The sequence below is a fragment of the Neochlamydia sp. TUME1 genome, assembly GCF_000813645.1.
Lineage (GTDB): Bacteria > Chlamydiota > Chlamydiia > Chlamydiales > Parachlamydiaceae > Neochlamydia.
The window spans coordinates 1-14,314 of record NZ_JRXI01000173.1; the positions used below are offsets into that span (position 1 = coordinate 1).

Genomic DNA, 14,314 nt, shown 5'->3' on the forward strand with positions numbered 1-14,314 from the left:
AGCCATAGATAAAAGCAGAGATTCCTCTGTATATAGAGATTGCTTAGCCCCACACTGGCTGATTGTTTCTGAAACCAATGCCGCTCTAGTTATAATAAAAAGAAGAGTTAACCTTAATCTATAACTTTTCTGATTCAAAATGATACTAGATAGGTAGCTTTGCAATATACCTGGAGATTCAGCAAGGCAGAATGTAAAAATAGCTAGCATCAGGTATAAGACAACAGCTTGCAAACGCCGCATGCTTTTCAGTATTTCCTAATACCTAAGCTTTTGGAGAAACAGATGCAATAAAGGATAGCTTGCAAGTCGGCTTGTTAAAAGATAAAGAGGGAGGCATATTGGCTATCAATAAGACAGGATTCTTAAAAAATGGCTAGCCAAGTAATGTAACACCTACCCTAAAAAATTATTTTTTTGCCCAGACTGTTTTGAATAAACCTCTAAGAAGAGGGCCATTAAGTCATTGCAAGATTTTATTACTTTATGATGATTCTCTCCATATAGTCGGTAGGAGAGTTTTAAGGCCTTACTCATATGCTCAAATGCCTTATCAAAATTGCCTTGTTGTTGGTAGATCCTTCCTAAGTTATTACAACAAACGGCAACCTGAGGATGATTTTTACCAAAAAGCTTTAGATTAATGGCAAGTGCCCTAGTGCTATATTCTACTGCCTTAGCTAAATTGCCGTAGTTTTGATAAATTTGTCCTAGGTTGTTACAAGTGATTGCCGCTCTAGGATTGTTTTTTCCATAAAACTTATGATAAATAGTAAGGGCTCTGATGCTATACTTTGCCGCTTGCCCCAATTTACCTTGGTCTAGATAAATTGCTCCTAAATCTCTATAAGATCTTGCCGCCTCAGGATGATTGTCCCCAAAGAGCTTACAATCAATGGCAAGCGCTTTGGTGCTATACTCAACCGCATGTTCCAATTTACCCTGGCTTTGATAGATTAGCGCTAGGGTAGCGTAATATCTTGCTACTGATGGATGATTGTCACCAAACAGCTCATGGGTAAGGTTAAGTGATTTTTTACTCTGCTCTGCCGCTTCTTCCAATTTACCCTGGCTTTGATAGATTAGTGCTAGGGTATTGCAATAGTTTGCTATTAATGGACGATTTTCATCAAACAGCTCATAGGTAATGTTAAGTGCTTTGTGTAGATATTCTTCGGCTTGCTTCAATTTACCCTGGTCTTGGTACATTGCTCCTAGGCTGTTGTAAACGCTTGCAACTGACGGATGATTTTCTCCAAACAACTCACGGGCAATGGTAAGTGCTTTGCGTAGATATTCTTAAGCTTGCTCTAATTTGCCCTGATCTTGGTACATCACTCCTAAGTTGCGGTAATCAGTTGCTACCTTAGGGTAATTTTCACCAAAAAGCTTAATATTAATAGCAAGGGCTTTGTGTGTATATTCTACCGCTTTGGCTAGATTGCATTGGGTGTAGTGAGTTGCTGCTACGTTGCCGTAATAAATTGCTACCGTGGGATGATTTTCACCATAAAGCTTAAGACCAATAACAAGCGCTTTGTTGAAATACTCTGATGCTTTGCCTAAATTGCCTTGCTCTTGGTAGATTGCTCCTAGATTGCTGTAATTTGGTGCTACCTGAGGATGATTTTCACCATACAGTTCGAGGTTAATGGCAAGCGCTTTATTAGTATACTCTAGGGATTGCTCTAAATCGCTCTGGTCTGCATAGATTTGTCCTAGGTTGTTATAATCTCTCGCCACATTGAAATGCTTTTCTCCATACAACTTAAGATTGATGGAAAGTGCTTTTTTGGCATACTCACCAGCTTTATTCAAATGGCCTTGGGCTTGGTAAATTGTTGCTAAATTATTATAATCAATTGCGACCCTAGTGTGATATTCACCAAAAAGCTCTAGGTGAATAGCCAGCGCTTTTTCGCTATATTCGGCAGCCTTGCTTAAATTGCCTTGAGCTTGGTAGATTAATCCTAAGTTGCCGTAATCAATCGCTACCATTGGATATTTTCGTGCTTTATACAGCTTAAGGTTAATAGCAAGCGATTTGCTAGTATACTCTGCCGCCTTGCCTAAATTGCCTTGCTCTTTGTAGATTAGTCCCAGGTTGTTATAATCTCTTGCTATCACGCCATGATCTTCTTTCAATAGTTTTAAATCAATGCCAAGCGCTTTTTCGCTATACTCTGCAGCCTTGCTTAAATTGCCTTGCTCTTTGTAGATTTGCCCTAAGTTATTATACTTTCCTGCTACTCCAATAAAAGTTTCTCCAAACAACTTAAGCTCAATAGCAAGCGCTTTTTCGCTATACTCTACTGCTTTGTCTAGATTGCCTTGAAGTTGGTAAATGGCTCCAAGAACACCTAAAGCATGGGAATTCTGTGGGTTTGCTTTTATTGCTAGAAAATACCATTTTTCTGCTTCTTTATATTGAAAAAGCCTTAAAGCTATCTCCCCTTGTGTATTTATGGAGTTATCGTCCAAATCAGAAGATCTAAGTGCCTTTTCATTACCTGCTAAAAATTGTTTAATGGCTTGATAGAAAGGAATAAAGGTCTGGTAAATTTTTTTTATCCTTCCTAACATTTCATGATCTAAGGCAAACTGCTTTTTAGTAAGCTCTTCATCATCAAATCTAAAGGGTTTAAGAAGAGGATTCATCATCTCTTGTTGCGCCTGATAATGAGAATAAGTCTTAAGGCGCATGAATAATGCTAGGCTCATCCATTCCCTTAACCTTTCAGCGGCTCCTTTCATTATAATCTCTAACTCACTTAGCTTATCTATCCTAGTAAAAGTATCGGAACCTTCTACTTTTTTAAGGAGAGCTAATCGGTCCAAAGCTAAATGAGGAAACCGATAAAAATCATTTTTAACTTTAAAAAGCATGCCATTTCTGCCTAAATCACCCATTCCTGGGTCAAAAGTTTCCATATCATCTGGAACAAGGTGCTCCTTAGCTAAATACTGGCGCAGATCGAGGCTTTCTTGATAGGACATCTCAAGCGCTTCTTGGATTTTGTCATCATAGGCTGTAGTTAATTTAAGGTTACCTAGCAAATGAGTAAAGTTTAGCAATTCCATAGGAAGATGGGGCTCTTTTTTATGCCACCACAGACCTTCTTCATCTTTACCAATATACTGGGCCATCTGTCCAGGAGTTTGGATAAGCTCGAATGTCTTGCCATTGCCTAAAGGAGTTTTACAGCCTTTTCCTTCTACTCCTGCCCCATCCAAGGCAAAGCCCCGAGGTGTTAAACCATCAAAAAAATTGATGGCTTTTAAGCAAGGAATATTTAAAGCAGGAAGAATGGTTTCTCCTAAGTTGATAACATGCAAGTGAAGGAGGATTGTAAAACACTTGAAATATTCTCTATTTACTAAAATATCTTCTTCTATAAGAATACCAAATTCTAGGTCTGAATAAGGAGTCATCTCTTCTCTAGCTAGGGAGCCAAAACCTATCATGGCATAATCACATGGAGAAGACCCTAAATTGTCAAAAACTTGTATAGCAAGCTGCCTAAAGAAAATTTTTATCTGGCAAGCTATCTCAGCATAAAGCTTTCTTACTTCTTGAGAAGAAGGAGTTTCGGGTAGCCTTTGAATTTTCTCCTCTATTTCTTCTCTGAATTTTTTCAATACCTTACGATTGTTTTCAAATTGTTTCTCTACTACCGCTGGATCAAAAGGTCTGCCTTTACATTGTTTAACAAGTAAATTTTGTACTTGGAAAAGTCTATTTCTAAGGATTTCTTGTCTTTCCTGAGGAGCGAGGCGTAAGGCATAATTGTAAAGCCCTGCCGCTTGCAAAAGCGTTTCTGATGTCTCTTTTCTTAAATAAATATCACCTAATCTTTCTATACAAAGGCTTTCTTGGATAGGGTCTTTCTCTTGAACAGCAAGTTTTAAAGCTTGCGTGTAGGCTTCTTCTGCTTCTTTTATCTGCTCGTCAGATAAAAGCTCCCTACTACCCAATGTCTTTAAGGGGCTTTTTAATGCATTTATAGGTAAAGAATTAGAAAGAAAAACAGTAGAAGAGCTTTTTGAATCTAAGAAAAGAGAACGTTCTCGCTTTAAGGGTTGTGCATACACAAAGTGACCCCCTAAGTCCACGATAAAAATGTATTCTTTAGGTCTTTCTTTTTGAGGGATAGTTTTCCATTCCTGCGATCTATTCTCTTCAGATAAGTCTTGTTCTGAAAAGATCAGCCTATCATGTATACCACAAATCAACTTCTCTTCATTAATCGTTACCAGCCTAATAGGAATAGATAAGGATGAGGCTAATAGATCACCTTCACCTAAGCCACTTACCCAAGTAGCTTTTCTTTTTATTTCTTCGGCTCTTTCGCTATCGATGTGTTTAACAATATCAGCGAGTACTTGCCTTAAATAAGGAATTTTATCTTTACAATCGTCTAATAAAGGAATTTTTCTAGAAAGGCATGCATAGCTTCCTAAAAAAGCGCTAAAGAAGCAGTCTCCATCACTAGCCACACCTTTTAATTCAAAGCCTTCTTCTTTTAGATAAGCAGCGGCAGCATTTACTTTTGCTTTTATGGAATCACTGATGATAGTAGTAGAATCCTGCCATAGAGCCACCGCTATTTGAGTTTCGTCCCACTGGCAAGAAGAAAGATCTACGGAGTGTACCTTATCACCAGGTTGCTCTTCTTCTTGCGAGCCAACTTTAAAGCTTGCTGAATAAAGCTTTTTCCATAAATGGGTTTGTTCAACTAATCGCTTCCATTCTTTGCAGACTAAGCTTGCCTGGCCTAGGTCTTGGCATCCCAGTTTTTCGAAGATCTCTAAACTAATCTCGGTATAGGAGCCTAGTTTTCGATCCTGTTTTCTTTTATCTATTTCCTTAAATTCAGGAAATGTAAAAGAGCTAGTTGATAAATTGTCTAAATTCATTCGCCTATCCGGTTTTTAGCTTTACTTGTATTTCAATGCGCGTATAGCGTTATACGCTCTTCTTCTTAACTATGGCTCACTTGCTTATACAAACAAAAATTAAGGTTTTTTTCTGCTTTTCTTCTATCTCATATCCAGAGCTTTTTAAGCAAAATTTTTTTCTATCTCACTAACACCCTGAACAAAAGTCCAATAATTCTGGCTTAATCCCTTTTATGCTATCTTATCGCTTCAGAGGCTCCACATACCTTTCCGAGACCTATCTTGTCCAAAGTAGCTGCCAAAATTCTAGATAATACTAGTGGTGGTATAGCATCGCTTATTTGCTAGCAAACTATTATCTTCTCCATCTCCCTATTCATAGCCTACTCCAAACAATTTGCTACAAATTGCTGGCTCTTAATTTTTGCCTGCCTCTTGCGCACTAAGTTAATTTTTGGTAGACAATATGCTTATTATCTTCTGCTAATGAGTATGGGCAAGCAGGCCTATAGGCAATCCTTTCCTCTTGAATTACTAAGATGAGTTTTATGTAAAAAACATTAAAATTCATTTTAAGCTAGCAGATTATCTCACCCAAATGCTTAAGTTATCAATCAGCTTAAAACCCCTCTAAAAAAGCTTTTAAATTTTTTTACAAGCTTATTCATGCATAAGGACAAGATAATCTTATCACTAAAATCCCTCTTAATCCGCTTGATTATAACCCATTGATCTTTTCTTATTGTTTACCTCACTAAAGGAGAAGGATTTCTTTCACGGGAAAAGCGTTGGTGCCAGTAAGGATAGGAGGGCATCCTTTCACTCACCTTGTCAAGCTTGGCCACTTGCTCTTGAGTCAAATTCCATCCTATACTTCCTAAATTTTGCTTAAGCTGCTCTTCATTGCGTGCTCCTAACACGATGTTAGCCACTGTTGGACGCTGTAATAGCCAATTGATGGCCACTTGAGGAACAGTTTTCTCAGTTTCTTGTGCAACTTCCTCTAAGACATCGAGAACATCGTATAAGAATTCATCATCAACTTGAGGTCCTCCTATATCACCCCCAGATTTAAGCCTTCCTTCGGGTAAGGGCATGCCACGACGAATTTTCCCTGTAAGCCTTCCCCATCCTAAAGGACTCCAAGCCATTAAACCGATGCCCTGATCTACGCCTAGAGGCATAAGCTCTTCTTCATAATCGCGTCCTATTAAAGAGTAATAACCTTGATAAACGACGTAACGAGCTAAGCCATATTTTTCAGAAACGGCTAAAGACTTCATCACATGCCATCCGGAGAAGTTAGAACAGCCGATATAACGTATCTTTCCGCTTTGAATTAAATGATCTAAGGCCCCTAAAGTTTCTTCAACAGGAGTGAGTGCATCGAAAGCATGCATAAAGTAGATATCAATATGATCTGTGCCTAGCCTTTTTAAGCTAGCCTCACAAGCTTTTATAAGATGAAAACGGGAAGATCCTTGGTCATTAGGCCCCTCACCCATTTGGAAGGTGGCTTTAGTAGAAATTAATACCTTTTCTCTTTTACCCTTTAAAGCCTGACCTAAAATTTCTTCGGATCTGCCTTGCGAATAAACATCCGCCGTATCAAACAAATTAAGCCCCTTATCCAAGCAAAGTTCAACTAGCCTAGTAGCTTCTTTTACATCCGTTTCACCCCAGGGCTTAAAGAATTCGTTAGCACCTCCAAAGGTAGCTGTCCCAAAGCTTAATACAGGAACTTGAAGGCCCGACTTTCCCAATTGACGATACTCCATACTTAAACCCTCGTGATTTTTTGTTACTCTAGAACTTTAACCATTAAAAATAATTTTTTTGCATAATGCTCTTCGTTTCTTCTTTAAGAAGAAAAGAGAAAATCTTGCCAAAAAACAACTAAACAAAAACTCTTTATCTTTTGATATTACCTACAAAATGTTCTTTACTCTTTAGTTAAGTGCCGACTTGCTCCCTTCCTATCCAGCTTAATTTTGCATCTGCCCTTAGTCTTATTTAATGTAATTTTTTATAAAAATCTATAGATAACTTAAAACCTTCAATATCTTTAGCCGTTAAGGTCGAGAGCCTAACGCATTTGGATATACATTAAAAAGTCGGGTAAGATAAAATCAAAACATTTAACTTCTTATATTTAAAGCATGCAAGTTCCCTTTATCTCTTTTTTTGTATGGCTCTCAAAAGTATTATCTCTACGCCACTACCTAAGACGCTCCAGCAGACCTCATTCTCGAAAGCATGTTTTACTTCTGGAAGTGCTTATCGCTTTTGCCCTTACCGGGTTGTGCATCTTTCCTTTAATCTACCCCCAAGTTGTCATCGCTAAATCCCAACGTGAATTTATCAAGAAGATAGAGCTTGATCGCGTAGTGACTTTGCTGTTTGCCCAAATTTATCAAGACTTATTTACTAATAAGATTAGCTGGGCAGATATTGAAGAAAAAAAAAGCTTTGCCCTCTCCTCAGAAGATCTTAAAGCGCTTAATCAACAGCAAAATCTGCCTTTTAAAGGCTCCTATCATTTTGAACCGATCATTCATAAACCTAAGGGAAATACTTCTCAGCAAGAGTCTACCGCCTATCTTATTCACCTTATTTTTAAATTTACTTCCAACCTTACCCCCAAAAATAAAATAAACGCTCAGCAAGCTCTAGTTTATAAATATAAAATATTCATTTTGCGTGATCTTAGAGGTTCAAAATTAGCTCCTCAGGATCACGAACAACCTTTTCCCCTCTATGAAATATAAAAAAAAATTCATTACCTTAATAGAGCTAATGGTTGCTATGGCATTGACCTCATTGCTCCTTACGCTGCTTTTACATTTTTATCATGATATGGAGTGGTGGAATCAAGATATCAATAAATCCCAAGTTAAAGCTTTTCAGATATTTTATGTGCAAAATCGTCTTTCTGATATCCTTTCCCATGCGGTCTCTCCCCGTACAGAGGAAAAAGATTTTTTCTTTTATACTAGCCAAGATGTTAACGGCTTATTAAAGCCCAATAATCCTAGCTTAGTTTTTACCTATCATTTTGGACCCAACCGTGATCCCTTATTTGCCAATCATGTACTAGGACGTCTGTATGTAGATGTTCATGATAATCTACGTTTAGCCACGCTTCCTTCTCCCAAATTTTGGCCCTCTCTTACCTCTCTGAAAATGAAAAATGAAATCTTGATGGAAGGTATAGAGTCTTTAGCTTTCAATTTTTATATTCCTCCTCAAAAAGATCGTTCTTTAGTTGGCAATAAAGCACCTCAAGGAAGTTTTAATAAAGATAGTTATCCGTTAGCAGATATTCAGCCTGCAGACAGCTGGGAACACTCGGAGTGGAAAAGCGAATATAACCAGTTACCTGCCATGATTAAAATTATCCTAAAAGCTAAAGAGAGAAAAGAACCGATTACTTGGGTCTATCCATTCCCTTTCTCTGATTTTACCATCATTTATAATAAATAAGATTTAAGGTCTACCCATGAATATCCTTATCTATGTCATGAGCCTTTTAATGATGCTTACTTTATTGACTTATGGACGTTTAGAAATCTATCGTAGTTTTGTAATTACTCAAAAAGAACTGGAGCGTTACAGATCTAGGATTGGCCACCTTGCTATCGATAATGGTGCTCAGCAATGGTATGCATGGACTACTTTTTCAAGTAAAGAGAACAGCAAAAAAAATTCGGCTCCTAAAGAAGCAAGTCCCCTAATTAATCTTTATTGGTTACTTCATCCGGAAGCTAGAAATTTTTATCCTCAAGTTGAGGCTACTTACCGCGAATTATTAAAAAAGATTATCCATCAAGTTTTTGGCGAGCAAACAAATTTTAAAGAAGCCTTAAATATTAATCCTCAGCTGGTCGATGATCTTATTCAGGCAATTGAAGCAGCTGGCCATAAATTAGCGCTTGAAAATAACCCTATAAAAACAAAAAATGGCTTAGAAAACTTAGATTTAGGCCAGCCTTTTCTCCAAGATATTTACTATTCATTGCTTAAAGGGTACAACTTGAGCCCCTCTGTAAATCTAGGGAATAAGCATCTTAATTTGCCTACCGAAAATATAACTGCGCTGGATAGCAACGAGAATAACAAATCTTTAGATGAAGGCTTTGAAGAATATAAACATACTGCTCATACAATTTCCTTATTGGACTTTGTTACTCTTAACCCTCAAAAGACCAAAATAAGAGTGTATTTAGCCCCAAAAGCTATCCTATTAGCCATCTTTGGAGATCCTTCTACGGTAGAAGAAATCTTACAACAGCGCATCAGCCTCTACTACCAGGTTAAAAAAGCTGAAGATAATCAGCTAGCCACAGAACAATTTAAACATGCCTTTGCTACGCGTGCTATTAATATGCCAGAAACAATGTTAGATTTTACCGTAACAGCTACAGATCCTCGCCACTATAAGGTACCATGAATCTACCCAACATTTTACAACAAGCTCTCGAACGTGAGGCCCGCACGTTAAGGGGAAGTGCTTTACAACAGGCTACACAAGAACTGAGTGAGCGTTATCGCAATGAGAAGCAACGCCAAAAAATTATGCAAAGTAAGCAACATTTTGTGAGCAGCCCCGAGCAACGTATAGCCTACCTACTTTCACGTATGCCAGCAACCTTTGAAGCGATAAGATACGTGTTAAATAAATTAAAAGAACGTTATGAGGGAATCTTCGGCTCTGTACTGGATGTAGGAGCAGGCCCCGGTACTGCCATGTGGGCTGTTTCCGAGCTATTCCCTCATACTTGTAAAATCACTCTCCTTGAGCAGGATAACTTTTTAATTTCTTTAGGCAAAAAATTAACCTTGCAAGCTAAGACTTCTTTATTCAGAGAGGCGCAGTGGGTAGAAGGAGATGTTTTAAAACAAGATTGTTTTCCAGAAAGTGATCTAATCATTGTATCTTATGCCATGGGAGAGTGGCCTAAGCCAGTATGGGGAGAGATAATTAAAAAACTATGGAAAAGTGCTAGGCAAGCGTTGGTCATCATTGAACCAGGCACCATGCTAGGGTTTCAGGTAATTAGACAAATACGCCAGCACCTCATCGACTTACAAGCACATGTTTTAGCTCCATGCCCCCACCAGCATGCATGCCCCATGGCAGAAAAAGATTGGTGCCACTTCAGCGTTCGCTTAGAAAGATCCCCTTTTCACAAGCAAGCCAAAGGTGCCCTTCTCGGCTATGAAGATGAAAAATTTTCTTATATCATTTGCACGAAAGCTGCTACCGCTTTGCCGGAGGCACGTATTCTACGCCATCCTCACAAGCACTCGGGCCATCTAAGTTTTAAGCTCTGCACGCAAAACGAAGGATTGGCGGATAGAATAATTTCACGGCGCCATGGAGAGCTCTATAAAAAAGCCCGTAACTTAGAGTGGGGAGATAGTTTGTAACCTACCCCCTAATTTCTTTTTGATAGCTTCTTATTTAAATTCGGCATATCAATCAAACATGCTATTAAAAATAGTTTTAATTTATTAAAACCAGCCCATTTATGGGATTTTATTATTAAATTTTTAGTTATATTTATATAATACAAACAATTGCTTAGCCAACCTGCCGATTAAGTAGATAATTTTTTTTTCATTCTTACTTGAACAAAAACCCAAATATTCATAGGCTGTGGAAAAAACTTTTGAAGAAAATTGGCATCTGCTATGGCAAAAAATTTCTCCTCACTTTGCAGCCTCTCGAATGATGAAGCACTTTATCACCTTTTAAAAAAAGAACATGATTATTATAAAGACATTTTAACTCTAACTCATTATGAGCATGAAAAGTTAATTTCGAAACATCCTCCTCAGGAAATGCATTCTCTCCTTAGCAAGAAAAAGGCTTTGGTAGCTTGTATACGCGATATTGAAAAAACCTTAACACCCCTTAAAAAGTATTGGATAAATAAATCTTCTCACGACCCTTCTTCTTTGCAAATTAACGAACTGCTGACTTCTTTATGTGATATTCTTAAAGAGATTTTACAGCTCGATCTTGTTAACCAAAAATTGCTAAAAAATCTTCTTTCACAGCTCCCTCAAGTAGAGATGGATAATAAAAAAATCTAAATTTATTTTATAAAAATTTTTTAATATAAAGTTGAGACAGCTATAACCGTACTTATAACCCCCCAAAACAATAAACCTTGCTATAGCCTAGGAAAGGATTGGCTTTTTAAATTTTCCTTTCAGCAGGGCTTTAGAAATAAACGCCAGATATTAAACATACATATAGTTTATACCTACTCATTTGCCATTCCTTCTGCAAGCTCTTTATTTTAATAAAGAATAGATAGAAGCAAGCGCAGAGCTAAATGGATTTTTATTATTAAATAGCCCTTAAAAGACTTTTACAGGGAAGTTAATATGCCTATTGAAAAAGTACTTATTGTCGACGATGAAGCCTTGATAAGGGATTTTTTAGCTGAAACCTTAAAAAGAAAATCTTTAGATGTCACTACTGCTGAGGACGGCCTTAAAGCTCTAGCTCTAATTAAGGAGCACCTATTTGATATCGTCATCACCGACATGAAAATGCCAGATTTAACAGGAATTGACTTACTACAAAAAATCAAAGAAATTTCTCCCCAAACAATCATTATTGTGATAACCGCCTATGGAAGCATTGAAAACGCTGTGGAAGCCATGCGTTTGGGAGCCTACAATTATTTAATCAAACCTTTTTCTCCCGATACCTTAGAAGCAGTTTTAGAAAAGGCTCGTGAACATCTAACCCTTATCCACGAAAATCATTATCTTCGTCAGCAAGGACCAGGTAGTGCCTCCCAATCTTTAGTGATTGGAGACAGCGTAGCTATAAAAAAAATTATGGAGGATGTGATTCAGATTGCTAAAAGCAACGCTAGCGTATTTATCAATGGAGAGTCTGGTACTGGCAAAGAAGTGATTGCACAAGCCATCCACTTCCATTCTCAACGGTCCCACAAATCTTTTATCAAGGTTAACTGTGCCGCCATTCCTGAAACTTTGGTAGAAGCAGAGTTTTTTGGCCATGAGAAAGGAGCTTTTACAGGAGCAAATGCTAAAAGACTAGGACGATTTGAGCTGGCTAATTCAGGCACTCTTTTACTTGATGAGGTAACAGAAATTCCTATAATTCTTCAGGCCAAGCTTTTACGCGCGATTCAAGAACAAGAATTTGAGCGTATTGGGGGAACAAAAGCGGTTAAAGTGGATGTGAGGATCATCTCGACTTCTAATCGTGATATCAAGGAGGCTATCTTTCATAAACACCTGCGCGAAGATCTTTATTATCGCTTAAATGTCATCCCTATCCATCTGCCGCCTCTAAGGGAGAGAAGAGAGGATATCATTCCATTAGCCAGGCATTTCCTAGAAAAATTCTGCAATGAAAACCATAAAGAAAACAAACAACTCTCCTTAGAAGCAGAGAAAAAGCTATTAGCTTATCCATGGCCCGGCAACGTACGGGAACTTGCTAATATCATCGAACGAGCGGTAGTAATGGATAGCACCAGCAAAGTTTCGCCTGATCACCTATTCATTGATCCTCAAACAAGTTTTAAATCAGAAAAATTACCAGCGGAAAACGGAGAATTTCCTACAGGCCTTTCTTTACAAGAACTTGAAAAGCGCTTAATTATTGAGACTTTCCATCAACAAGATAATAACCAAACCAAAACTGCTAAAATTCTAGGAATAAGCACACGCAAGTTACGTAATAAGCTCCAAGAATATAGTCTTTTAAAATCAGCCGAATAAGGGAAAATATTAGAACATCTTTAGAAAGAGCTAATAGAGACTTTGTAAAAAAGTTGGGTCATCTGGGCTTGTGCTTCCCCTCTTTTCTTTTCTCCTGAAGAGATTAATACTTTGATAATTTTTCTATCCTACCTTCTAAAGAAATTATGCCTGTATAACCAAAAAAGAAATCAACCTTTTCCCAAACTGACTTCCTTCAACGAGTTTTTATTAAGTGTAGGATTACAGGCTTAAAAAAAACTTACGTCTGCATACCTAACCCTCTAAAAGCTGTTTCTTTAGTTAAGAGAATATTTTTATAGGGTAGATGATTGCATAAAGAGGAGCGTAAAAGCGTCTTGCATAAAGAGTTGCCAAAAAGGGAATTACTTATTTCATTGGAATTTATTAACAGTTATCGATATAATTTGCTGTAGGCCCAGCCTCACTTTTGAATTTCTTCCATATTATTTTATTGAATAAGGAGATATTTCTACCATGCGAGCCATCTTACTGTCTTTACTAGCAGCCGGGGGTTCAGCCTCATCCAATCTGTTTTTCCGCAAGAACTCTCAAAATTCCTCTGCCTCAAACCCTACCACCTATCTCTTAGCTTTTTATTTAACTTCTTTTCTATTTTCCTTTATTCTTTATCCCACTATTTTTTTCGAAAGCCTTAATTTGAAAATGTTAGGAATCGGAGCTCTTGTAGGGCTTTTAAATATAGCGTTAATGTTTTTTACCTCTTGCGCCTTACATAAAGGGCCTGCTGGATTAACCTTTGCCTTTCAAAATACAAGTGCCGTTTTTCCAGGGATGATTTTATTTGCTTTATTCGGCTCGGAAAATGGTTTCTCCTATTCTTATCAAAAACTATTAGGGATTTTATTAGTCATAGGAGGCCTTTTTTTAGGAGCCAAAGGTGAAGCTAAAGGCAGCCTAAAAAGTTTATATCCTTGGTTGAAATATGCTCTTGCTTGCTTAGCTGTTCAAGTGCTTGCCCTAACATTTATGCAAGCACGTTGTGTGATATGTCCTACAGTAGAAACAGCGGCCCCTAGTTATGCTCTTGTCAGCAAAGAGGATGTGAGTTTCATGTTAGGACAATTCGGAGTCGCTTGTCTAATTCAAGCCATTTATTTCCTTCGCCAAATGAATACATGGACTACCACTACTACAATGTATGGGGTTTTAGCAGGTCTGGCAAATTTTGCTTCCACAGCTTTATTACTCTTAGCCACCAAATGGGCTCTTCCCATAGAGAAAGGTGTTTTATTTCCTTGTTTTGCTGTAGGTACCATCATCGCCTGTAATATATGGGCTAATAGGCTATATGGAGAAAAATTCAATTATACCTCTAATGCCATTTGCGCAGCTGGAATTATACTCAGCCTTCTAGCGTAGTTTTTTCCAAGATGCCAGACAAAATTTTATAAGTATCCTCATCTTTCTTGCGGTATTAAATTTTGCTGTTTCTTCCGCCTTCCTCTCTTTCTTAAAAGGGCAATAGGCTGCCTTTCGCTCTATTGCTCTTCTTATACGCTTTCACACTACTTCTTATGTAATCCCATACTTTATAAAATTCTTCTCATTAAGTAGAGAGGCAACTTTCAGAGGGTTAGGTATGCAGACTTAGGTGCGCCACGAACTTTGACCCGCCGTT

10 protein-coding genes and 1 pseudogene are annotated in these 14,314 nt (G+C 37.8%); 7 read left to right on the forward strand and 4 right to left on the reverse strand.

The genetic code is table 11. The features are described 5' to 3' along the window. Positions 1-396: 396 nt before the first annotated feature. From DB41_RS12545 to DB41_RS08070, 4 genes and pseudogenes are all read right to left on the reverse strand, one after another. Positions 397-1,149 (reverse strand): tetratricopeptide repeat protein, encoded by a 753-nt coding sequence (locus DB41_RS12545; RefSeq protein WP_368730551.1) that lies wholly within the window; start codon positions 1,147-1,149, stop codon positions 397-399. Beyond that, positions 1,147-1,299, reverse strand: a pseudogene (locus DB41_RS13030) (tetratricopeptide repeat protein); the annotation flags it as partial. The gene DB41_RS12545 and the pseudogene DB41_RS13030, both read right to left, overlap by 3 nt. Continuing rightward, a complete protein-coding gene (locus DB41_RS10875; protein WP_052244030.1) occupies positions 1,300-4,917 on the reverse strand; it encodes a tetratricopeptide repeat protein in 3,618 nt (1,205 codons plus the stop codon). A 728-nt stretch (positions 4,918-5,645) separates the two neighbouring features. Next, positions 5,646-6,677, reverse strand: coding sequence for an aldo/keto reductase (locus tag DB41_RS08070; protein ID WP_039386190.1), 1,032 nt, complete (start codon positions 6,675-6,677; stop codon positions 5,646-5,648). A 495-nt stretch (positions 6,678-7,172) separates the two neighbouring features. Between DB41_RS08070 and DB41_RS08075 the strand changes: the two genes are divergently transcribed. From DB41_RS08075 to DB41_RS08105, 7 genes are all read left to right on the forward strand, one after another. Then, the gene (locus DB41_RS08075; protein ID WP_155117629.1) at positions 7,173-7,667 is read left to right on the forward strand and encodes a hypothetical protein; all 495 of its coding nucleotides are present in this window, start codon (positions 7,173-7,175) and stop codon (positions 7,665-7,667) included. A 37-nt stretch (positions 7,668-7,704) separates the two neighbouring features. After that, the gene (locus tag DB41_RS08080; protein ID WP_155117630.1) at positions 7,705-8,382 is read left to right on the forward strand and encodes a hypothetical protein; all 678 of its coding nucleotides are present in this window, start codon (positions 7,705-7,707) and stop codon (positions 8,380-8,382) included. A gap of 16 nt (positions 8,383-8,398) precedes the next feature. Beyond that, positions 8,399-9,349 carry a hypothetical protein gene (locus DB41_RS08085; protein WP_039386192.1) on the forward strand — a complete coding sequence of 317 codons (951 nt, stop codon included), beginning with the start codon at positions 8,399-8,401 and terminating at the stop codon, positions 9,347-9,349. Next, positions 9,346-10,329 carry a small ribosomal subunit Rsm22 family protein gene (locus tag DB41_RS08090; protein ID WP_039386194.1) on the forward strand — a complete coding sequence of 328 codons (984 nt, stop codon included), beginning with the start codon at positions 9,346-9,348 and terminating at the stop codon, positions 10,327-10,329. The genes DB41_RS08085 and DB41_RS08090 overlap by 4 nt, the downstream gene beginning before the upstream one ends. A 264-nt stretch (positions 10,330-10,593) precedes the next feature. After that, positions 10,594-10,998 (forward strand): flagellar export chaperone FlgN, encoded by a 405-nt coding sequence (gene flgN, locus DB41_RS08095; RefSeq protein ID WP_039386196.1) that lies wholly within the window; start codon positions 10,594-10,596, stop codon positions 10,996-10,998. A gap of 297 nt (positions 10,999-11,295) precedes the next feature. After that, complete coding sequence (locus DB41_RS08100) at positions 11,296-12,672, forward strand: sigma-54 dependent transcriptional regulator (RefSeq protein WP_039386197.1); 1,377 nt, start codon at positions 11,296-11,298, stop codon at positions 12,670-12,672. A gap of 477 nt (positions 12,673-13,149) precedes the next feature. After that, entirely contained in the window at positions 13,150-14,055 is a 906-nt protein-coding gene (locus DB41_RS08105) for a hypothetical protein (protein ID WP_039386198.1), read from the forward strand. Positions 14,056-14,314: the final 259 nt, after the last annotated feature.